Origin of the sequence: Streptomyces iranensis, from assembly GCF_017874715.1 — a bacterium.
Taxonomy (GTDB): Bacteria; Actinomycetota; Actinomycetes; order Streptomycetales; family Streptomycetaceae; genus Streptomyces; species Streptomyces iranensis.
The window spans coordinates 181,819-202,957 of sequence record NZ_JAGGLR010000012.1 but is presented as its reverse complement, the minus strand read 5'-3'; the positions used below and the strand labels follow the sequence as shown (position 1 = coordinate 202,957).

Genomic DNA, 21,139 nt, shown 5'->3' with positions numbered 1-21,139 from the left:
TCAACGCGTGAGTGGCTGCAGAGGCTGCTCGGCCCAGATGGTCTTGCCGTTGTCGGTGTATCGGGTGCCCCACTCCTGGGCGAGTTGGGCGACGAGGAAGAGGCCGCGCCCGCCCTCGTCCGTGGTGGCCGCGTGGCGCAGATGGGGGGAGGTGCTGCTGGTGTCGGACACCTCGCAGATCAGGGAGCGGTCGTGGAGCAGCCGCACCTGGATGGGGCCGTTGGCATAGCGGATGGCGTTGGTGACCAGCTCGCTGAGCAGCAGTTCCGTGACACATGCCAGGTCGCCCAGCCCCCAGGCGTCCAGCGTGTGCGCGGCGGCGGTGCGGATGTCGGAGACCGCGGCAGGGTCCGCGGGCACTTCCCAGCGCGCGATCCGGGCGGGGTCCAGGGCGCGGGTGCGGGCGAGGAGCAGGGCGATGTCGTCGCGCCGGGCGTCGGGCGGCACGGTGTCCAGGACGGCCTGGCAGGTGTCGTCCAGTGTGCGGTCGGTGGGGGCCAGGACGTGGCGTATCCGGTGGAGCGCGGTGTCGACGTGGCGGTGGCGGTCGTTGATGAGTCCGTCGGTGTAGAGGAGGAGCTGACTGCCCTGGGGGAGGTCGATGTCGGTGGCCTCGAAGGGGAAGCCGCCCAGTCCGAGGGGTGGTCCGGCCGGTATGTCGGGGAACTCGACCGTGCCGTCGAGGTGGGCCAGGGCGGGGGGAGGGTGACCGGCGCGGGCGAGGCTGCACCGCTGGGACGTGGGGTCGTAGATCGCGTAGAGGCAGGTGGCGCAGATGTTCCCCGCGCCGGTGCGGTCGCCGTCCTCGTCCGTGGCGCTGTCGTCCTGGTCGAGGCGGCCGACGAGTTTGTCGAGCTGGGTCAGGAGTTCGTCGGGGGCGAGGTCCAGGGCGGCGAAGTTGTGGATGGCGGTGCGCAGCCGGCCCATGGTGGCCGCGGCATGCATACCGCGGCCGGCGACATCACCGGCGACGAGGGCGACGCGGGCGCTGGAGAGCGGTATGACGTCGAACCAGTCTCCTCCGGCACCGGATGTGGCGGGGAGGTAGCGGGAGGCCACGTCGACCGCGTCCTGCTCGGGCAGCCCGTGGGGGAGGAGCCTGCGTTGCAGCGCGAGGACCATGGTGTGCTCGCGGGTGTAGCGGCGGGCGTTGTCGACGCACAGGGCGGTCCGGCCGGCCAGTTCGCCGGCCAGGGAGCGGTCGTCGTCGGTGAAGGCGTGTCCCCGCGCGCGGTAGAAACCGGCCATGCCCAGGACGACGCCGCGGGCGGCGAGCGGGACGGTGATGAGGGAGTGGAAACCGTGGCCGAGGACGGCCTGGGCGCGCTCGGGGTCCTGGGACAGCCAGCCGACGGCGGCCTTCAAATCGGGCTCCAGCTCGGGTTGTCCACTGGCCAGACAGCGGGACTGGGGGGTGGCCGGGCCGAAGGCGACCCGTGCGCCGAGGGGGTAGAAGGGGTGGCCGGCGCGGAGGCCGTGGGCCACCGTGCGGCGCAGCTCGGCGCCGGGATCCGGGGATTCGTCGCCACGCAGTACGGCATCGGCCAGATCGATGAGGACCACGTCCGCGAAGCGGGGCACCGCCACCTTGGCCAGCTCCTCGGCGATCCCCGTGATGTCCAGACTGGTGCCGATACGGAAGCTGGCCTCGGACAGCAGTTCCAGACGGTGGCGAGCCGCGAGAGCGAGCTTTCCGACCTCCGGCTCACCCAGCAGCACCAGTCGCTCGTCGGTGGCGTCCGGAGAGGACGCGGGCACACCGACGGCCATGCCGGTGGTCCCGGACGGGCTCGTCACCGGGCTGCTCGAGAGAGTGGCCACCGACCCGTCGGAGAGGGATGTCTCCGTGGTCGCCCCCCGGCCCAGTGCGATCAGTTCCGAGGCCTTCTCCGTCAGCAGCATCTGGTCCTGCCGGCCCAGCGCGCACTCGGCCGACGTGTCCGCTCGGCCCGGAGGGCGGAGCCCCTGTCGGGTCTCGAGGTATGCCTGGAGCAAGGCACGTTCGCGTGCCGAGCTCTGCTCCAGGAGTCGCCGTTCGATGGCCCGCGGAGCCCTGTCCAGCAAGGTGGTGATCGCCGGCATGGCGCTGGTGACGGGGAAGCTGAAGTCGAGGAAACCTTCGATGCGACCACTGAGCGGGTTGTGCAATGGGTAGGTCATACAGACGGCCGTGTGTCCCCAGACCGGGAAATGCTCGCTGCCGTAGACAAAGGTCGGCCTCCTCTCGGCGAGGGCCAGTCCGATGCCGTTGGTTCCGGCGAACGGCTCGGCTACATTGACGCCCGGCGGGTGTTGATCCTCCCCCAGTTTTCTGATCACCGATGGGTTGCCGAAGCGGCGCTGGATTATTGTGCCGTTGCTGTCGGCAAGGGCCACGAGCACATCAGTGCCCGCGATTTCGGCGGCCAGCCAATCAAGCACCGGCTCGGCCGCGCGGACGAGGTGACTCGAATCGTCGAAGTCCAGCTCATGAGTGGAGTCGTCATCCGGGGAGATTCCCAGGGACCTGCTGCGCTGCCACGAACGCAGAATCAACATCCGGACACCCTCTGTGACCGGCTTGTCGGCCAGGAACCGCTCGCGGATATGCGCCAAATTCTTGGGGTCGTCCTCCGCGATGGCCCTCATTTGATTCAGTTCCTTCATCGGGATACTCCGAGACGTCGCGAAGGAGCTCATACCCAAAGAGCTTGAGCCGGTCGACTCGACTGACTGAGGCTTGAGAAATTCAAACCTTGAACCGGAAACATTATCGCCCTCTCACGTCGAATTATAACGACCGGGAATGTCGTACTTCGGAAGCCGCTGCCGCGGGCATTCGAGTACCGCATGGCGGCCACCGGCCTGGTGGCATCGGGTAGGTTGGTCCGAGCGCCCGGAACTCGGCGCGGAGCTGGACGGAGGCGTGGAGTTGTCAGATGCGCTCAAGCGTGGGCTCGACGTTCTCGAGCTGCTTGCCACGCACGGCGACACGCGCGTGGCGGACGTGATGAGCGACCTCGGCGTCTCGCGCGCGACAGCACACCGCATCCTGGGCACCCTGGAGGGCAGGGGCTACGTCGAGCATGTGCGTGAAGACCACGTCTGGCGTCTCGGGCCCGCGATCACGGAGCTCACCGCCGGGCTGGATTCCACATCGATCATGCAGCTTGCCGCGCCCGCGATGGCGGACCTGCGCGCCACGAGCCGGGAGACGGTGAACCTCGCCGTTCTGCAGCGCAACCAGCTGGTCTGTGCGGCGTCGTTCGACAGCGCGCACGCCCTGCGGTTCGCCACCACGGTCGGGGAGCCGGTGGCGGTGCACACCACGGCGATGGGCAAGGCGATCCTTTCCGCCCTTCCCTCCGAGGACTGGGCGAAGCTGTTGCCCGCGGAACCCTATCCGGAGGCCACTCCGCACACCCGGCGCACGGCCGCCGCTCTCCGTCCGGACATCGAGGCGGCCCGCTCCCGGGGCTGGGCTCTCGATGAGGAGGAGTCCGAGCTGAACGGTGTCTGCGTGGGGGCGGCGATTCTCGGCCGGACCGGGCGTCCCGTCGCGGCGATCTCCGTTTCCTCGGTGGTCGGCCGGCTTCCGGAGGAAGCGCGCGGGGCGCTGGGCCGCGCGGTGCAGAAGTGGTGCGAGCAGATTTCGTACCGGTTGCGCGGCGGGGTCTCGTCGCCCGAGGTGTAAGCCGTCGCCCGTACGCGCGTCGTACGCCGGGGCGCCGTCCGCCGCCCCGGCTGAGTGGCCCGGCTGAGTGGCCCGGCCGGGTCACCGTCCCTCACGTAGACCAGTAGCCGCTTTCCGTCATGCGCTCGATGAGCCGGTGTGGTCTGCCCACGGCATGAGCGCGGTCCGCGGGTGTACACCGGGAAGAGCGGGTGTGTCCTCCTGTGACTCATCAGGAGAGACAGTGTTGACTCTCTGAGTGAGACATCCTAGCCTCGCTCGCAGAGACACCGAGGGTTCGTCTCGGCTTCCCCTTCTCTTCCCACCTTCTTTCCGTGTCTCCTTCACGTCCCCTCCCACCTGCACTTTGAGGCGGTACCGGCATGGCAGACGATGTGCAGTCCTCACCCGCGGACACTCCACCCGGGGGTCCGCGCGCTGACGACGACCAGTTGCGAGAACTGGGCTACCGGCCCGAGCTGCGACGGGCGCTCGGCGGAATGTCGAGCTTCGCCCTTCAGTTCTCGACCGCGTGTTTCTCCGGCGCGATCGTCGTGGCCTTCCTCGTCGGCTTCGGCCAAGTCGGCCCGCTGTCGCTGTGGACGTTCGCCGGAGCGACGGTTCTCCAGGTCGTGGTCGCGTTCTGCATCGCGGAGCTGTGCTCGGCCTATCCACTGGCCGGCGGTGTGTATCAGGTGGTCACGCGGCAGGCCGGCCGGTTCCTCGGGTGGCAGGTCGGATGGATGATCCAGATCGCACACTTCGCATCCGTCGGACTGGGCGCGGTCGGCCTCACACCGCTCATCTGCAACTGGTTCGGTGTCGAGCGGCTGTCCCACTGGCAGACCGTCGGTGTCTCCGCCTTGATCATCCTGGCCACCACCCTGCTGAACCTGTTGCGAGTGAAGCTCGTCGCGCTGCTCAACAACGTCGGGGTCGTCTCGGAGTTGCTGGCGAGCGGCGCCATCGTCGTCGGCTGCGGTGCGGCCTTCCTCTTCTTCGGCCAACCGCACCGGCCGATGGGCTTCCTGTTCACCGACGCCGGGGTGGTGCAGGGTTCGGTGGTCCTTCCGCTGATCTTCTCCTGTCTGCTCAGCGCCTTCATCGTGTCCGGATTCGACGTGAGCGGTACCGCCGGCGAAGAGACACACAACGCGTCCCGGTCGGTCCCCGTCATGGCGGTGAGCGCCAACATCCTCACCCTGATCGTGGGCAGCCTGGTGCTGTTCGTGCTGATGCTGGGCATCTCATCGGTCGACGGCACACTGAATTCCGCCTCACCGGTCAAGTACATCCTCGCGCCGATCCTCGGGACGCCGTTCGCGACGGCCATCGAGGTGCTGGCCGTCTTCTCCCTCTTCGTCAACGGCATGGTGGTCCAGCTCGCCGGTGCGCGCGTGCTGTGGGCACAGGGGCGGGACGGCGCCTTCGTCGGCGCGCGGCTGCTGAAGCGGCTCAGCAGGGAGCGTGTGCCGGTCACCGGTGTGCTCGTGTCCGGCGCGATCGCCCTGCTGTTCATCGTCTACTCCGCGGTCTTCCAGGTGCTGGCCGCCATCCTCGCGGTCACCTGGGCCCTGTCCTACGCCGCGTCGACCGCCGTCGGCATCCGGTCACGGATCAGGGGAAGCCTGCCGGAGCGCTCGTTCACCCTGCGCGGCGGCCCGTTCTGGTACATCGTCGCCACGATCTGGTCGCTGATGCTGGTGGCCTTCCTCATCTACCAGGATCCGGTCAAGGTCGGCTGCGGCACGCTCGGCGTCATCGTCATCGGCGTCGTCCTGTACTTCACCGCACATGCCAGGGACGAGCGTGCGCCCGAGGAGGCCGTGACCCCGCCACGGCCCGTGGCGCGCTGATACTCCCCGCACCTGTCGCCAACTCACCTCAGGGAAGAACGGATGTCACACTTCGACGCGGTTGTCATCGGGTCCGGTCACAACGGTCTCATCGCCGCGAACTACCTCGCCGACGCCGGACTGAAGGTCCGCGTGCTGGAACGCCGCGACATCATCGGCGGCGCCACCGTGACGGAGGAGATATGGCCGGGCTACCGGGCCTCCACCGCCTCCTATCTGTCCGGCCTGCTCCACCCCAAGATCCTTGCCGATCTGCGGCCGCACGAGTGGGGCCTGCGATTCCTGCAGGGCGGTGTCGGCACGACCAACGTATGGCGCGACGGCCGGACCGTGTCCATGTACAACGAACTCGGCGCGACCCTGCGGGAGTTGGAAGGGGTGAAGAAGGGGGAGAGCGAGGGATTCCTCGCCTTCGGGCTGGAACTGCAGAAGCTCTACCGCGTCATCAACCCGTTCCTGCTGACCACCCGGCCACCCAGCCTCGCCGAAGTCATCGAGGCGTTCCACCGGGCCGGCATTCCCGAGGTGTTCACCGACTTCTTCACACTGAGCATCAAGGAGATCGTCGACCGCTTCTTCACCGCCGACATCGTCAAGGGCCTGCTCGCCTTCACCGGCACGGTGAGCGTGTACGGCGGTCCCGCGACACCCGGCTGGGCCTATGTCTACGGCCACCACGCGATCGGTGAACACGAAGGCCACATGGGACAGTTCGCCTTCCCCCAAGGCGGCATGGGCTCCATCGCCAACGCACTGGCCGACCGGGCGCGGGCCCGCGGCGCCGTCATCAGCACCGAGGCCGAGGTCGCCTACGTCACCTCCCGCAACGGGCGGGCGACCGGCGTGGTCACCAGCGGCGGTGAGGCGATCACCAGCGATGTCGTCCTGTCCAACGCCGACCCGGTCACGACCTATCTGCGGCTGGTGGACGCCGCCGACCTGCCGTCCGAACTGCTCGAGCGCATGGGCGCCTACGACGTACGCGGCTGTATGGCGCGGTCGTACTTCGCGCTCGACCGGCTTCCGGAGTTCGTCGGCCGCAAGGGCGAAGGCCCGGAGCACCGGGGACTCACCCTCCTCGGCGCCGACGTCGACCTCTTCACCCGGACGGGGGAGGACCAGGCACACGGCCGGATGGCCGACGACTTCCCCATCGAGTTCATCATCCAGACGGTCCTGGACGACACCCTCGCACCGGCCGGCAAACACATCCTGAGCACCGGCGTCCAGCAGGTCCCCTTCGAACTCGCCGACTCCGACTGGGACACCGCCAAGCCGGAGTTCGAGAAGCGCGTCATCGACGTCCTGGAAACCTACTCGCCGGGCATCAGCAACTCGATCATCCACTCCAGGACCTGGACACCGCTGGACTACGAGCGCACCTTCGGCCTCGCCGGGGCGAACATCTTCCACGGCGCGATGACCCTTGGGCAGCTGTTCGACGCCAGGCCCGTACCCGGGGCCGGCGGATACCGCGCCCCGTTGCGCGGCCTGTACCTGTGCGGCGCCGGCACCCATCCCGGCGGGGGCGTGATGGGGTCGCCCGGACACAACGCGGCCCACGCGGTCCTGGAGGACAAGTTCGGCAGCTCCGGCCTCGACGAATCCCGGGGCGCCCGGCAGGCCCGCACTCCGGTGGTCGAGCGGCTGATGGCCAACCCCACTCTCCGCCGGCTGGGTGCGCAAGCCGCGCGCAACCCCCGCCTGGCCCGCATCGTCGACCGCTTCAGCTCGCGCTGACCACCACGGCTTCCACGCACAGGCAACGCGAATGCCACGCAGAGGAGAGAGATGTCCGGAGAGATCCAGCAGACGATGGACGGCTTCCCCGTGCGGATCGTCACCCTCGAGAACGAGCACTGCAAGGCAGTCCTCACCGACCTGGGCGCACGCCTCCTGGAGTTCCACGTGCCCGACCGGGACGGTGTCATGGCCGATGTGGTCCTGGGACGTCCGTCGCTCAGGGAGGCTTTCGAGGACCGCAGCTACATGGGCGCCACCGCCGGCCGCTACGCGGGACGCATCGCGGCCGGCAGGTTCACCCTGGACGGCGCCGAGTACCAGCTCGCGACCAACGAGGGCGTCAACCACCTGCACGGCGGCGAGCGCGGCTTCGACCAGTACGCCTGGAGCACGGTGCGCCATCCCGGGGAGGAGGCGGTGAGCTTCCACCGCCAGTCCGGGGACGGCGAGGAAGGCTTCCCGGGAACGCTCGACACCCGCGTCACCTACCGGCTGGAAGGCAACAGCCTGCGGATCACCATGACGGCCACCACCGACCGGCCCACCATCGTACGGCTGGTCCACCACTCGTACTGGAACCTCGGCGGCCATGACTCCGGCACCGTCCTGGACCACGTCCTCCAGCTGGACTCCTCCCACTACGTCCCCGTCGACGAGGAGCTCATCCCGGACGGAGAGGTCCGGCCGGTCGAGGGAAACCCCTACGACTTCCGCACCCCCAAGCCGATCGGCAAGGACAACGCGCTCATCGAGAACACCGGCGCCGGACGGGTGGCCGCCGGATCCGCCGGCTACGACGACATCTGGGCGCTGGACGGCTCCGGTATGCGGGTCGTCGGCTCGCTGACCGATCCCGCCAGCGGCCGGAGCCTGGAGCTGGCCACCAACCAGCGGGGGCTGTGTGTCTACGCCGGAGGGTATCTGGCCGGCGAACCCGCCAAGGGAGACCTGGACGCGTATCCGGCGTTCGCCGGGGTGACCTTGGAGACGACCGGCTTTCCGGACGACATCAACATCCCCCACTTCCCGTCTCCGGTCCTGCGTCCCGGTGAGGTCTACACCAACGACATGCGGCTGACGTTCACCGCCCGGTGACACGGCCCCGCCACCGGGCGCGCCCGGTGGGAACGACTCACACCACAGGAGGATCTCGTGGAACACCCCCCGCCGCCCAACCCCTCGGACGCCGCGGAAGCCGCGCCCGACCCCGCGTGGGACCTGCTGACCAGCGCACTGGCCTCGGACGCGCTCGACGCACTGGGACGCAGGCGGCAGTGTCTCGGACCGGACATCCGGCCGCTCGGCCTCGCCCAGCGAGTGGTCGGCAGGGCCCACACCGTCCACGCCGTGGCGGCGGCCGAGGTCTCACCCGCGCGCCCCTACGAGGGGCTGCTGTCGGCGTTGGACCACACGGCGCCCGGGACGGTGTTCGTCTTCCACACCGGCCGCTCCGACGCCGCCGGTGTGTGGGGCGAGCTGGTGACCACCGCCTGCCTTTCGCGTCAGGTGGCCGGTGCGCTCACCGACGGGCTGATCCGTGATGTCAGCCGGGTGCAGGCCCTGGGCTTCCCGGTCTTCAGCCGCGGCGCCACACCGTACGACAGCAAGGGCCGGGTGGACGTGGTCGAGGAACTGGTCCCGGTCACCATCGACGGCGTGCGGATCGACCCCGGCGACCTGATCGTCGGCGACGCCGACGGCGTCTGCGTCGTCCCGGCCGAGCTGGAGGAGAAGGTGATCTCCCTGGTCCGGGAGAAGCGGGCCGGCGAGCGCGAGTTCCGCGAGGCGGTTGCCCGGGGCGTTCCGGTGACCGACGCCTTCCGGACGTACCGCGTCCTGTGACGTGCGGAGAGGAGCCGATGGCCATGGCGCGGCCGACTCCGCAACGGGCCGAACTCTGGGCCGACTGCCGCTGCTCCCTGGCCGAGAGCCCCCGCTGGGACGACCGGACGAACCAGCTGCTGTGGGTGGACCTGGACGCCGGTGATCTGTGGAAGGCGCGGACCGACCGCACGGCGCCGCCGGACGGCGGACCGGTCCGCGTCCAGTTCGACCGGCCCACCTCGGTCGCCGTGCCCCGGATGGACGGGGGCCTGCTGACCGCCGGGCCGGGCGGCTTCGTATGGACGGACCGCGACGGCCGTCCGGGCCGCACGGTGGACCTGCCGGAGGACTGGTCGGTCATGCGGATGAACGACGGCGCCTGCGACCCGGCCGGCCGGCTGCTGTGCGGCTCCACCTCCCGGGAGGCCGGCGCCGGACCGGGACGTCTCTACCAGCTCGACGGCGACGGACGGGTCCGCGTCCTGCTCGACGGCCTCGGCATGTCCAACGGCATCGCCTGGAGTCCCACCGGGGACACGGTCTACCACGTCGACTCGCTCGCCCACGAGGTGGCGGCTCACGACTACGACGTGGACGGCGGGGCGCTCGGCGACCGGCGGCGGTTTCTCGTCCTCGAAGAGGACTTCGGCATGCCCGACGGCCTCACGGTCGATGCCGAGGGATTCCTGTGGGTCGCGGTATGGGGTGCGGGACGCGTACTGCGCTGCGCACCCGACGGCGAGGTCGTCTCCCACGTCGACGTCCCGGCCCGATACGTGACCGCCTGCGCCTTCGGCGGTGACAGCCTGTCCGACCTCTACATCACCACCGCGCGCCGGCCGTCGACCGGGCGGCCGCCGCGGGCGGAACCCGCGGCGGGCGGGGTGTTCCGCTGCGCTCCCGGAACCAGTGGCCTGCCGCTCAGCCGGTTCGACGGATGAGCGGGCTTCCCCTTCCGGTCACGTCCTCAGCAAGGAGAGAGAAACCATGAAGATCGTCGATATCCGCGCAACGCCGGTGACCGTGCCCCTCACACGCCCCCTGCGCTGGTCATTCGGCGTCGAGACCGCCACCACACGCACCATCGTGGAGCTCATCACCGACGAGGGTCTCGTCGGCATCGGGGAGACCCGGGGCGGCGACGAGATCGTCCGCGCGCTGGAGCTGCACCGCGACCTCTACCTCGGCGTGGATCCCCTGGAGGTCTGGCGGATCACCCGCCGCTTCTCGGTGTTCCGGATGACCAGTGAGCAGCTCGCGCTGGTCGGCGCCGCCAAACTGGCCGGTGCGGCGGTGGAAATGGCCTGCTGGGACCTCATCGGCAAGGCCACCGGCAAGCGCTGCGGGGACCTGTGGGGCGGCATCGAGTCCGACGCCGTCGAGTTCTCCGCCTATGTCTTCTACCGCTACGACGCCGATGGGAGCGTCGGCACCGGCGACCGGCCCGAGAACGCCGTCGAGCACGCGGTCGAACTCTTCGACACCTACGGCTTTCGTGACATCAAGTTCAAGAACGGTGTGCTCGACCCCGCTCTGGAGATCAAGTCGGTCGAGCTGATGCGCGCCGAACTCGGGGACCGGCTGCGGTCCATCAGGATCGATCCCAACGCGGTCTGGTCCGTCGACACGAGTGTCCGCGTGCTCAACCGGCTCGCCGACTACGACCTGGAATTCTGCGAGGATCCGACCTGGGGCATCGAGGGCCTGGCGCGCGTCCGTGAGCGGACACCGGTGCCGCTGGCCACCAACATGGCCGTGGTGACCTTTGAGCAGCTTCCGCTGACGGTCCGCAGCAAGGGCCTGGACATCATCCTCGGCGACATCCACTTCTGGGGCGGGGTCAGCTCCGTCCTCCAACTGGCCAAGATCTGCGAGACGTTCAACATCGGCATGAGCCTGCACAGCGACCGCGAACTCGGCATCTCGTCGGCTGCCGCCATCCATGTCGCCGCGTCCGAGACCATGATCAGCCATTCGATCGACACCCACCTCCTGGAGCAGGCGGACGACATCATCACCGCACCGTTCCGCTTCGAGGGCGGGAAGGTGCGGGTACCCGAGGGCCCCGGTCTGGGCGTCGAAATCGACCGGGACAAGCTGGAGTTCTACGCCAAGCGCCACCGTGAGGTCGGGGAGGTCAGCGAGTTCCAGGACCCCGCGCAGAGCACGTTCCGCGCGAAGTTCCCCAAGTTCTGAGCCCGCCGAACGAGGAAGCGGACCGGCCGCCGGCCGGTCCGCTTCCTCGTGTGCCCAACGGGTCTTCCGCGGCGGTTCTCAGGCCGTCGCGTCGAGCAGCAGCTCCAGCACATGCCGATACGAGGCTCCGGTGGCGCGGGACATGCCGATCTCGCAGGTACGGTTCATTGACGCGTACGCCGTGGTCGGCCGCCGGGCCACCGCCGCGGCCTCCGCCGCCGTGGCGGAGGCCGTGAGCTCGGGATGGAGCATCCCGCGGTCCCCGGCGAAGCCGCAGCAGCCCCAGTCGTCGGGTACGTGCACCCGGTGCGCCACCGCTTCGCCGAGGCGCACCAGGTCCTCGTTGAGGCCCAGCCGGGTGGACGAGCACGTCGGGTGCAGCGTCAGCGACTCCAGCCGGTGGCGTACCCGCAGCCTGGGCAGGAGCCGCTGGGCGGCGAAGCCCACGGCGTCCATCACCTCCGGTCCTCCCTCCACCGGACCGAGGTCGCGCAGCATCTCGGCGAATCCCTCCGTACACGACGAGGCGTCCACCACCACCGGCAGCCTTCCGCCGTCACCGGCCTCACGAAGCCGCGGCACCGCCTGGGCCGCCATCGCCTGATAGCCGCGGAGGTGGCCCTTGGACTTCCAGGGGGTACCGCAGCACAGCGCGCCCGTCCCGCGAGGTGTGCGCACCTCAAGGCCGGCGCGCCGGCACAGGGTGAGGAACGCCTCCGCCGCACCGCCGCCCTCCTGGTCCCCGAACATGGACCCCATGCACGAGGGCATGAACACCAGGTCGGCCTCGTCGGCCGTGATGTCGGGGCGGGGCGCGCCACCGCGGGGCAGGTCCCCGCTCCACAGCGGCACGGTGTCGGCTCCGGCGGCCCGGCGGGCGATCCGGCTGCCGCTCCCGGCGATCCGGGGCACCCGCTGGGCGGTGGTCAGGGCGAATGACGCCGCCCGGGTCGAGAACTCCCAGTGCTGTGCCGCGGAGTGCCACAGCCGCCGGGCCACCGGTCCTTCCTGCTCCGCGCGGAGTCTTTTGACCAGCGCTCCGGTGTCGATGAGCACCGGGCACGCCGTCTGGCACATCCCGTCGGCCGCGCAGGTCTGCACGCCGTCGTAGGCGTAGTCGGTCTGGAGGCGCTCGGCCAGCGCCGAGTCCCCGCGTGCCCGCGCACGGGCGATCTCACGGCGCAGCACGATGCGCTGGCGTGGGGTGAGGGTCAGGTCGCGGCTCGGGCAGACGGGCTCGCAGTAGCCGCATTCGACACACCGGTCGACCTCCTCGTCCACGGCCGGGGTGCTCTTGAGGTGCCGTACGTGCGCGTCGTCGGACGAGACGAGGATGGTGTCGGGGTTGAGCAGCCGGCCGGGATCGAGGAGCCCCTTGAGGTCGGACATGACCTGGTACAGCTCCTGCCCGTACTGCCGCCGCACGAACGGGGCCATGATCCGGCCGGTGCCGTGCTCGGCCTTCAGCGTGCCGCCACGGGACAGCACGAGCTCGACCATGTCCTCGGTGAACGCCTCGTACCGCTCGGTGTGCCCCTCGCCGAAGGTCTCGTTGAGCATGAAGTGGATATTGCCGTCCTTCGCGTGGCCGAAGATCACGCTCTCGCTGTAGCCGTGGGCCGAGAAGAGCTCCACCAGGTCCTCGCAGGTGCCGGCCAGCGACTCCAGGGGGACGGCGATGTCTTCCAGCAGGGCGGTCGTGCCCGGTGGCCGGCTGCCCGCCACCGTGGCGTAGAGACCCTTGCGGATGTGCCACAGCGCCGCGCGGGCGGGCGCGTCGGTGGTCAGTGTGGCCGGCGCCGCCAAGGGGAGTCCGCCCAGCACCGACCCGCCCGCCTCGACCCGTGCCGCGAGTCCGGCCGCGGACGACTCCTGGTACTCGACCAGGAGTGCGGCGTGCCGGTCGACCGCGAGGCCGCGCAGGGATGGATCCGCCCGCGCGTCGCGCTGTGCCACCCGCAGCGAAGCGGCGTCCATCAGCTCGACCGCCCGCGGGCTCGAGGCGACCAGATCCGGCAGCGCCTCCGTGGCGCGCCGGAGGTCGGTGAAGAGCAGCAGACCGGTCGCCCGGTGGGGGTACAGCGGGACCGTGCGGAAGGTGGCGGAGGCGACGAACGCCAGCGTGCCCTCACTGCCCACCACGAGGTGGAGCAGCAGCTGGACCGGGTCGTCGAAGTCGAGGAAGGCGTTCACGCCGTAGCCCATGGTGTTCTTCAGGGCGAAGAGCCTGCCGATGGTGGCGACGGCCGCGGGGCTCGCGCGCACGCGGTCCCGCAGCCGCAGCAACCCCTCGCACAGCTCCGGCTCGTGGTGGGCGAGGAACGTGGTGGCGTCGGTGCGGGAGGTGTCCAGCACCGTTCCGGACGGCAGCACGAGGACGGCCGACTCCAGGGTCCGGTAGGTGTTCTGCTCGATGCCGCACGCCATACCGCTTGAGTTGTTCGCGACGACCCCACCGATGGTGCAGGCCGCCTCACTGGCCGGATCCGGGCCGAGCTTCCTGCCGTAGGGCGCCAGCCGCGCGTTGGCCGCGCGCACCGTCACCCCGGGGCCCACGGTGATGCGGCGCCCCTCGTCGGCCACCTCGATGTGCTGGAACCGGCGCCGGGTGTCGACCAGGACGTGTGCCGAGCCGGCCTGTCCGCTCAGGCTGGTGCCCCCGGAGCGGAAGGTGAGCGGCAGACCCAGCGGGCGCGCGGCCCGCAGCAGCGCCGCCATCTCGTCGGTGCCGGACGGGGTGACCACCGCCCGGGGGGTGAGCAGATAGTGGGACGCGTCGTGTGCCAGCGCGAGCCGGTCCGCGGCACGGACGCTCACGCCTCCGGGGACGGCCCCCTCCAGCGCGGTGCGCGCCCGTTCGTCCAGGACTGCCTCGTCGGACCGCGGGGACATCGCGGCTCCTCTCAGTAGATGCGGGCGAGCAGGCCGCCGTCGACGAGGATGTCGGTGCCGGTGATGCAGCCGGACTCGTCGGACGCGAGGAAGAGGGCGGCGTTGGCGACGTCACGGGGAACCGCGAAGCGCCGCAGCGGATAGCGCTCGGTGATCTGGGCCCGTGCCGCCTCCGGGTCGTCCTGGAACGCGAAGAACTCCGCGACCATGGGCGTCTCGACGTCCCCCGGGCAGATGGTGTTGACCCGGATGTTCTCCGGGCCATACCGCGTGGCCATGGACCGGCACAGCGCGCGCACACCGCCCTTCATGGCGCCGTAGGCCGGCAGGTCGGGATCGCCCACCAGGCCGAGGACGGAGGCCGTGATGATCAGGGACCCGCCGCCGCGCCTGCGCAGTTCGGGGACCGCGTGGCGCAGCCCGCTCGCCACGCCGTAGAGGTTCGTCCGGAACTGCCTGTCCCAGTCCTCCGCGGTGGCCTGCTCCAGTCCGCCCATGATCTGCGTGGCCGCGTTGGCGTGGAAGACATCCAGTCCACCGAAGCGGGAGCGGGCGGCATCGACCAACTCCGCGTTGCCCTCGTCAGTGGAGACGTCGGCGGTCACGGCGACCACGGTCCCCGGCGCGGACGCGGTCTCCTCGGCCACTGTCCCGATCCCTTCGCCCTCGAGGTCGGCCGCCACCACCGAACATCCCTCCTCGGCAAGGCGATGGCACACCGCCGCGCCGATGCCCCCGCCGGCGCCCGTCACGACCGCCACTTTCCCGTCCAGCCTCATCAGCTCGTCCTCTCCTCGCCAGACTTCCATTATTCTGAATGGCGATCTACTATTTGGATTATGGCGGATACTAGTCGACGGCAGAAGCAAGCGGCACCGGTCTCGCAGGACCGGTCCTCAACACCGGTGGGCGCCGACCGCGTGCTGCTGATCCTGCGCGAACTCGCCGCCAACCCCGGCGGCATCGATCTGGACGACCTGACGAAAACCGTCGGGTCACCGAAGCCGACCGTGCACCGGGCCCTGGCCGTGCTCCGCAGGGCGGGGTTCGCCAGGCTCGAGGCCCACGGCAGATACATGCTGGGAGACGAGTTCCTGCGACTGGCCTTCAGCCACTACGAGGCACGCCCCGATCACCTGCACATGCAGCCGGTCCTGGAGACGCTGGCCGCGCGGTACAACGAGACGGCCCACTACGCCGTCCTGGACGACCGGACGATCGTCTACCGGGCCAAGGTCGATCCATCGGCCGGCGCGGTCCGGCTCTCGTCGACGATCGGCGGCCGCAACCCGGCACACTCCACCGCCGTGGGCAAGCTCCTGCTGTCCTACACCCTTCCGGACGACGACGCCGTGGCCGAGTGGGTGGGCGGCGCCCCCCTCACCGCCCGGACCGGGCGGACGAAGACCACCGCCGCCGAACTCGCCGAGGAACTCGCACTCGTCAGGACGCGGGGCTTCGCCATCGAGGACGAGGAGAACGAGCCGGGCGTGGCCTGCCTCGCCGTTCCCGTCTTCCTCGGTTCCCCCACCCGGCCCACCGGCGCGGTCAGCATCAGCGCCCTGACCTACCGCACGCCCGTGTCCCGCCTCGTCGACGAGGTGGACGAGATCAGGACCGTCGTGGCCGACCGCGGGGCGCCGACCGCCACATAGCACCACAGAGAACGACACCGGAGAGTTGACTGTGCATCTGATGAGAATCGGCGAGCCGGGCCGGGAGCGGCCCGCCGTCCGCGTGGCCGAAGGCTCCTACGTGGATGTGTCGGACGTCGTGGCCGACTTCGACGGGGACTTCTTCTCCCGTTCGACACCCGAACACCTCGCCCACCTCGCCACGGTGGCCGCCGAACGGGCCGCCGCCGGTGGCGCCCGCCCGCTCGACGGCGTCCGGATCGGCTCACCACTCGCCCGCCCGCACCAGATCCTGTGCATCGGCCTGAACTACGCCGACCACGCAGCCGAGACCGGCCAGGCGGTCCCCGACGAGCCGATCCTGTTCACCAAGTCCCCGAACACGATGGTCGGACCCTATGACGACGTCCGGCTGCCCCGGGGCGGCGACAAGACCGACTGGGAGGTCGAACTCGGCATCGTCGTGGGGCGCCGCGCCCGCTATCTCGACACACCCGAACAGGCCCGTGCCGTCATCGCCGGGTACGTCCTGGTCAACGACGTGAGCGAGCGTGCCTTCCAGCTGGAGCGAGGCGGGCAGTGGTCGAAGGGGAAATCCGCGGAGACGTTCAACCCGGCGGGGCCCTGGCTGGCCACGCCCGACGAGATCGACGACGTCCGGGCGCTGGGCATGTGGCTCGACGTCAACGGAAAGCGTCGGCAGAGCGGTTCCACCGCGACGATGATCTTCGACCCCTGCACCATCGTGCACTACCTCAGCCAGTTCATGGTTCTGGAACCCGGCGATCTGATCAACACCGGCACACCCCCGGGAGTGGGCATGGGCTTCACCCCACCGGTGTGGCTGCGCGCCGGCGATGTGATGGAGCTCGGCATCGACGGCCTTGGCACCCAGCGGCAGCGCGTCGTCGCGCCCCGCTGACCAAGCGCACTCCGCACGCCCCGCCCGGCGCGCGGCGCGGACCGCACCGCACCGCAGACGACAGGAGCAAGGACGGCATGAAGGAATTCCAAGGACTCGTGGCGGCCGTGACCGGCGGTGCCGGCGGCATCGGCGCCGCGACCGCGGCACTGCTCACCGAACGGGGCGCCACCACGGTGGTCCTCGACCGCACCGCGCCGGACACCCCCCATCCGTACATCCGCTGTGACATCACCGACGACGACGCCGTCGCGGCGGCGATGCGCACACTGGCCGACGACCACGGACGCCTCGACGTGCTGGTGAACAACGCCGGTATCGGAGCCAAGGGCGATGTCACGGCCAACAACCGCGAGGAGTGGCACCGGATCCTGGACGTGAACGTGGTCTCGATGGCGCGCATCACAGCTGCCGCACTGCCCCTGCTGCGCCGCTCGGACCACGCCGCGGTGGTCAACGTGTCATCCGTGGTCGCCCTGGCCGGGGTACGCAACCGGGCGCTCTACAGCGCCACGAAGGGCGCCGTGCTCTCCATGACGCTGGCGATGGCCGCCGACCACGTCAAGGAAGGCATCCGCGTCAACTGCGTCACCCCCGGCACCGTGGACACCCCGTGGATAGGCCGACTGCTGTCCACCGCGCCGGATCCGGAGGCCGAGTCCCGGGCCCTGCGCACCCGACAGCCTCTGGGACGGCTGGTCACCCCGGAAGAGGTGGCGCATGCCATCACCTACCTCGCCAGCCCGCTCTCGGCGTCCACGACCGGCAGCGCCCTGGCCGTGGACGGAGGCATGGCCACGCTGAAGGTGTGAACAGCGACCGCGGCCCCCGGCCCACGGCCTTCAGGGGCGCCGCCGGTGGCGGGCGTACTCGCCGGCCAGGGCCCGGAAGGATTCCTTGGGCTCCCAGTGCCAGGGGGAATCCGGCTCCGCCGGACGGTCCCTGATCACTTTCACCAGGCTGTAGGCGGCCATGTCCAGGTCGAGTCGCGGCTCGCGGCGGTGTGGGGCGTCGGGCGTGACGAACGTGTAGGCCATGGCCGCGTACAGGTTCATCGACTCGAACACATCGAGCACATCGGTCAGATACGCCGCCTGTGTGTGCTCGCTGCGCTCCAGCCCCTTCTTGACCCGAGGCGGCGTCTTGGCGTAGTCGACGACGTCCCACCCCATACCGCCCAGACGGGGCGCGCCCTCGAAGGTGCAGCAGCCGAACTCGGTGATCGCGAGCGGCTTGCCGTGACGCTGGTGTGTACGCAGCTCCTTGACATGCCCGGCGCGGTTCGGAAACCAGCCGTAGTAGTCGACGCACACCAGGTCGAACAGGCCCCAGTCCACGTCCTCGTCCTGCGCGGCCCCGTACGACAGCGGCCCGCGGAAGACCGAGCGGCCGACGGCGGCGGCCCGTGCGGTGAAGCGGCGCAGCCGCCGGGCGGTCTGCACCGGGTCGTAGTCGCCTTTGACCAGGTTCTCGATCCGTTCGGTCGCGGTGGCGCCGGGCACGATCCCGGGGACGAACAGCAGGAACTCACAGCCCACGTTGAGATGCACCCGTACGCCCTGCCGGCGCAGTCGTTCGGCGAATCGTCCGGTCTCCGCGAGGTGGTCGAGGATGTCCGAAGCGGGCACATCGCCGAGGGTCGGCTCCAGCCAGACACGCAGACCGTTCTCGGCCGCCTCGGCCGCGGTGCGGGTGAGCCGTTCGACGCCATCGCCGGTGATCTTCACCGTGTCGGCGTGCAACTGGCGGCGGATCGCCCGTAGATCGGCGCGGGTACGAGCCGCGCTCCATGCCGTGGCCGGTGTCTCGCCCTCGCTCACTTCGTAGACGACCCCGCGATATCGCACTCCGGCCGGCCGGGCGTCCCCCGCCCGCTTCCGATCGGCCGGGGCGCCTGTGCTGTCGTGCCACTCCGTCGCGGCGGCGTATCCGGCGGGCAGTGCCGCACCGACGGCGACGGCCCCCGCGAGCCGCAGCAACCGCGCCCTGCTGACCTGGGCTGCACCCATCTCGTTCTCTCCCGTCTTCCGGATGGCAGCAGTCTGCGGGGGCCACCTGGGTCGGCACCATTCGCCGACGGTCCAGGAGGAGGCGGCGGGAGTCAGACCAATGGCCGAGGGACGTCTGGCCGGTTGGCCGATGTGCCGCCCTCCCCGGCCCGAATACCCTCACCTCATGACGAACGGCCTCGACCTCGCCCTCCCGGCCGGGCGCACCTGGCGCGAGCGGGCGGTGGACGCGGGACTCTTCTGCGCGGCCGTCTTCCTCGGCATGGTCGTCCTCGGGGTCGTGAAGGAGCAGGGCGACCTGCCGGGGTGGGCGGCGGAACTGGACCCGCTGCTGGGGCTCGTGGCCTGCTGCGCGCTGTGGTGGCGGCGTGACTTCCCGCTCGCCGTGGCGCTGATCGGGCTGCCCGCGGTGGCGCTGGCGACCAGCGCTCTGCCTGCCGGTGCGGTGATCGTCACCAACCTCGCGCTCCGTCTGCGCTGGCGGCAGGCGCTGCTGATGCTCGGTGCGTACGTGGTGTGCATGGTGCCCTCCGGTCCGCTGCTGTCGGGAGCGACTGACGACCTGTGGTTCGATGCCGCGTTCTCGCTGGCCTACCTCCTGGCCGCCTTCGCCTCGGGCAACGCCCTGCGTTCCCGGCGGCTGCTCTTCGAGCGGCTGCGCGTGGACGCCGAGCGGGCCCGGACCGAACACGAGCGCCGGCTCGCCGACGCCCGCCGCGGCGAACGCCAGGCCATCGCCCGCGAGATGCACGACGTGCTGGCGCACCGCGTCTCCCTGCTCTCCGTGCACGCGGGCGCGCTGGCCTACCGCACCCGGCAGGCGGAGGCGGGCGCCGGGCCCGCGCTGAGCAGCGCCGAGGTCGCCGAGAGCGCGGAGGTGATCCGGGGCAACGCGCACCAGGCCGTGGAGGAGTTGCAGGAGGTGCTGCACCTGCTGCGGGCGGAGAGCGGCGGAGAGCCGGTGTCGCTGCTGCCGCGGATCGCGGACATCGACGGTCTGGTCGCGGACGCCCGTGCCACGGGCCAGCCGGTGGACTTCCGCACCGAGCTGGCCGCCGACGCCGTCCGCGACCTGCGGGGGCAAATGCACCGGACCGTCTACCGCGTGGCGCAGGAGGGTCTTACCAACGCCCGCAAGCACGCGCCCGGCACACCCGTCAGCGTACGGCTGGCCGGAAGTCCCGGTGGCGGCCTCACGGTGGAGGTCCGCAACGGGCTGCCCGCCGCGCCACGCGCCGACGGGGCGGTCCCGGGCACCGGCGCCGGTCTGACCGGGCTCGCCGAGCGGGTCCGGCTCGACGGCGGCACCCTCGACCACGCCGCCGCCGACGGCACCTTCACGCTGCGCGCCCGGCTACCGTGGCCCGCGAGGTGACGCCATGATCCGAGTGCTGCTGGCCGACGACGACCCCCTGGTGCGGACCGGGCTGAAGATGATGCTGCGCGGGGCGGACGGTATCGAGGTCGTGGGGGAGGCGGCGGACGGCGCCGAGGCGGCCGCCGCCGTCCGTGAACACGCGCCCGATGTGGTCCTCATGGACATCCGGATGCCGGTCGTGGACGGCCTCGCGGCCACCCGGGAGCTCACCCGCCGCGGTGCCCAGGCACCCCAGGTGATCGTGCTGACCACTTTCGACGAACACGGCCTGGTGCTGGAGGCGATGCGCTCCGGCGCCGCCGGGTACCTCGTCAAGCACGCCGTACCCGAGGAAATCGTCGAGGCGGTACGGCGGGCCGCCCGCGGCGAGCCCGCGCTGTCGCCGTCCGCCGCGCGTGCCCTCGTCCGGCACGCTGCGGGTGGGCCGGACGATCGCGCCGAACAGGCCCGACAGCGACTGGCGTTGCTCACCGAACGCGAGCGCGAGGTGGCCGAGGCGGTCGCCGAGGGCCTGTCCAACACCGACATCGGCACCCGCCTGCACCTCTCCCTCGGCACGGTCAAGGCCCACCTCTCCAGCGCCCTGGCCAAACTGGACCTGGAAAATCGCGTCCAGCTCGCCCTCCTCACCCACGACGCCCATCCGCAACCCTGACCGGAGGGCTTACGGAACGCGGACCATCCGGCGTCGTGCACGGGCTGGGTCAGGCGCGTACGGGCGAGCCCCTTCATCGCCAGGTCTTCCACCGCGACCGCTTGGTTATCGCGGATCAGCCGGGTGGAGAGCTGGATGGGGTCCCCCCTGCTCGAGCGAAGCCGAGAGCTTGGGGGCGGAACTCACGCCGCGCGTCGGTGACCCGCGCGTGAGCGCGTGCGACCTTGATACGGGCCTTGTCCCGGTTGTTCGAGCCCTTCGCCTTGCGGCTGAGGGCTTGCTGTGCGCGCTTGAGCTTCTTCTCGGATCGGCACAGGAAGCGAGGAGCGTCGATCTTCGTGCCGTCGGCGGAGCTTGGGCAGGTCCCCGGTCTTCGAG

General features: G+C 70.5%; 16 protein-coding genes and 1 pseudogene. 12 read left to right on the top strand and 5 right to left on the bottom strand.

The window, feature by feature from the left end; all coding sequences use genetic code 11:
* Complete coding sequence (locus tag J2Z30_RS23125; protein ID WP_044580408.1) at positions 1–2,628, bottom strand: SpoIIE family protein phosphatase; 2,628 nt, start codon at positions 2,626–2,628, stop codon at positions 1–3.
* A 277-nt stretch (positions 2,629–2,905) separates the two neighbouring features.
* Here J2Z30_RS23125 and J2Z30_RS23120 point away from each other — a divergent pair, with 277 nt between their 5' ends.
* From J2Z30_RS23120 to J2Z30_RS23090, 7 genes are all read left to right on the top strand, one after another.
* Positions 2,906–3,673 carry an IclR family transcriptional regulator gene (locus J2Z30_RS23120; RefSeq protein WP_044580409.1) on the top strand — a complete coding sequence of 256 codons (768 nt, stop codon included), beginning with the start codon at positions 2,906–2,908 and terminating at the stop codon, positions 3,671–3,673.
* Between the two features lie 362 nt (positions 3,674–4,035).
* Positions 4,036–5,508, top strand: coding sequence for an APC family permease (locus J2Z30_RS23115; RefSeq protein WP_044580411.1), 1,473 nt, complete (start codon positions 4,036–4,038; stop codon positions 5,506–5,508).
* A gap of 42 nt (positions 5,509–5,550) precedes the next feature.
* A complete protein-coding gene (locus tag J2Z30_RS23110) occupies positions 5,551–7,248 on the top strand; it encodes a phytoene desaturase family protein (RefSeq protein WP_044580412.1) in 1,698 nt (565 codons plus the stop codon).
* Between the two features lie 51 nt (positions 7,249–7,299).
* On the top strand, positions 7,300–8,346 hold the full coding sequence (locus tag J2Z30_RS23105; protein ID WP_052701913.1) for an aldose epimerase family protein: 1,047 nt from the start codon (positions 7,300–7,302) through the stop codon (positions 8,344–8,346).
* 57 nt (positions 8,347–8,403) lie between these two features.
* Positions 8,404–9,093, top strand: coding sequence for an RraA family protein (locus J2Z30_RS23100; protein WP_308280022.1), 690 nt, complete (start codon positions 8,404–8,406; stop codon positions 9,091–9,093).
* A 23-nt stretch (positions 9,094–9,116) separates the two neighbouring features.
* Entirely contained in the window at positions 9,117–10,016 is a 900-nt protein-coding gene (locus tag J2Z30_RS23095; RefSeq protein ID WP_044582548.1) for an SMP-30/gluconolactonase/LRE family protein, read from the top strand.
* A gap of 46 nt (positions 10,017–10,062) precedes the next feature.
* Positions 10,063–11,271 (top strand): enolase C-terminal domain-like protein, encoded by a 1,209-nt coding sequence (locus tag J2Z30_RS23090; protein WP_044580413.1) that lies wholly within the window; start codon positions 10,063–10,065, stop codon positions 11,269–11,271.
* Positions 11,272–11,349: 78 nt separating this feature from the next.
* On the opposite strand, the gene J2Z30_RS23085 is transcribed toward J2Z30_RS23090, so the two are convergent.
* Together J2Z30_RS23085 and J2Z30_RS23080 are read right to left on the bottom strand one after the other, a co-directional pair.
* Positions 11,350–14,163: an FAD-binding and (Fe-S)-binding domain-containing protein gene (locus J2Z30_RS23085; RefSeq protein ID WP_044580414.1), complete on the bottom strand. Its 2,814-nt coding sequence runs from the start codon at positions 14,161–14,163 to the stop codon at positions 11,350–11,352.
* Positions 14,164–14,174: 11 nt separating this feature from the next.
* Positions 14,175–14,942, bottom strand: a complete 768-nt coding sequence (locus J2Z30_RS23080; RefSeq protein ID WP_052701916.1) for an SDR family NAD(P)-dependent oxidoreductase — start codon at positions 14,940–14,942, stop codon at positions 14,175–14,177.
* Positions 14,943–15,002: 60 nt separating this feature from the next.
* On the opposite strand from J2Z30_RS23080, the gene J2Z30_RS23075 reads away from it, so the two are divergent.
* From J2Z30_RS23075 to J2Z30_RS23065, 3 genes are all read left to right on the top strand, one after another.
* Complete coding sequence (locus J2Z30_RS23075) at positions 15,003–15,818, top strand: IclR family transcriptional regulator (RefSeq protein WP_044580415.1); 816 nt, start codon at positions 15,003–15,005, stop codon at positions 15,816–15,818.
* 31 nt (positions 15,819–15,849) lie between these two features.
* Positions 15,850–16,719 (top strand): fumarylacetoacetate hydrolase family protein, encoded by an 870-nt coding sequence (locus J2Z30_RS23070; protein ID WP_044580416.1) that lies wholly within the window; start codon positions 15,850–15,852, stop codon positions 16,717–16,719.
* Between the two features lie 77 nt (positions 16,720–16,796).
* The gene (locus J2Z30_RS23065) at positions 16,797–17,531 is read left to right on the top strand and encodes an SDR family NAD(P)-dependent oxidoreductase (RefSeq protein WP_044580417.1); all 735 of its coding nucleotides are present in this window, start codon (positions 16,797–16,799) and stop codon (positions 17,529–17,531) included.
* A gap of 30 nt (positions 17,532–17,561) precedes the next feature.
* Here J2Z30_RS23065 and J2Z30_RS23060 read toward each other — a convergent pair whose 3' ends face one another.
* The gene (locus J2Z30_RS23060) at positions 17,562–18,728 is read right to left on the bottom strand and encodes a glycoside hydrolase family 113 protein (RefSeq protein WP_044580418.1); all 1,167 of its coding nucleotides are present in this window, start codon (positions 18,726–18,728) and stop codon (positions 17,562–17,564) included.
* Between the two features lie 166 nt (positions 18,729–18,894).
* Between J2Z30_RS23060 and J2Z30_RS23055 the strand changes: the two genes are divergently transcribed.
* Together J2Z30_RS23055 and J2Z30_RS23050 are read left to right on the top strand one after the other, a co-directional pair.
* The gene (locus J2Z30_RS23055; RefSeq protein ID WP_044580419.1) at positions 18,895–20,103 is read left to right on the top strand and encodes a sensor histidine kinase; all 1,209 of its coding nucleotides are present in this window, start codon (positions 18,895–18,897) and stop codon (positions 20,101–20,103) included.
* Positions 20,104–20,107: 4 nt separating this feature from the next.
* The gene (locus J2Z30_RS23050; RefSeq protein ID WP_044580420.1) at positions 20,108–20,761 is read left to right on the top strand and encodes a response regulator transcription factor; all 654 of its coding nucleotides are present in this window, start codon (positions 20,108–20,110) and stop codon (positions 20,759–20,761) included.
* 14 nt (positions 20,762–20,775) lie between these two features.
* Here the strand turns inward: J2Z30_RS23050 and J2Z30_RS23045 are convergent.
* Positions 20,776–21,110, bottom strand: a pseudogene (locus J2Z30_RS23045) (transposase); the annotation flags it as partial.
* Positions 21,111–21,139: the final 29 nt, after the last annotated feature.

Excerpts from the sequence above, each read along its gene's own strand:
- J2Z30_RS23050 (WP_044580420.1), top strand. The coding sequence starts at position 20,108 with ATGATCCGAGTGCTGCTGGCCGACGACGACCCCCTGGTGCGGACCGGG.
- J2Z30_RS23110 (WP_044580412.1), top strand. The coding sequence starts at position 5,551 with ATGTCACACTTCGACGCGGTTGTCATCGGGTCCGGTCACAACGGTCTC.
- J2Z30_RS23090 (WP_044580413.1), top strand. The coding sequence starts at position 10,063 with ATGAAGATCGTCGATATCCGCGCAACGCCGGTGACCGTGCCCCTCACA.
- J2Z30_RS23105 (WP_052701913.1), top strand. The coding sequence starts at position 7,300 with ATGTCCGGAGAGATCCAGCAGACGATGGACGGCTTCCCCGTGCGGATC.
- J2Z30_RS23075 (WP_044580415.1), top strand. The coding sequence starts at position 15,003 with ATGGCGGATACTAGTCGACGGCAGAAGCAAGCGGCACCGGTCTCGCAG.
- J2Z30_RS23080 (WP_052701916.1), bottom strand. The coding sequence starts at position 14,942 with ATGAGGCTGGACGGGAAAGTGGCGGTCGTGACGGGCGCCGGCGGGGGC.
- J2Z30_RS23115 (WP_044580411.1), top strand. The coding sequence starts at position 4,036 with ATGGCAGACGATGTGCAGTCCTCACCCGCGGACACTCCACCCGGGGGT.
- J2Z30_RS23055 (WP_044580419.1), top strand. The coding sequence starts at position 18,895 with ATGACGAACGGCCTCGACCTCGCCCTCCCGGCCGGGCGCACCTGGCGC.
- J2Z30_RS23125 (WP_044580408.1), bottom strand. The coding sequence starts at position 2,628 with ATGAGGGCCATCGCGGAGGACGACCCCAAGAATTTGGCGCATATCCGC.
- J2Z30_RS23065 (WP_044580417.1), top strand. The coding sequence starts at position 16,797 with ATGAAGGAATTCCAAGGACTCGTGGCGGCCGTGACCGGCGGTGCCGGC.
- J2Z30_RS23060 (WP_044580418.1), bottom strand. The coding sequence starts at position 18,728 with ATGGGTGCAGCCCAGGTCAGCAGGGCGCGGTTGCTGCGGCTCGCGGGG.
- J2Z30_RS23095 (WP_044582548.1), top strand. The coding sequence starts at position 9,117 with ATGGCGCGGCCGACTCCGCAACGGGCCGAACTCTGGGCCGACTGCCGC.
- J2Z30_RS23085 (WP_044580414.1), bottom strand. The coding sequence starts at position 14,163 with ATGTCCCCGCGGTCCGACGAGGCAGTCCTGGACGAACGGGCGCGCACC.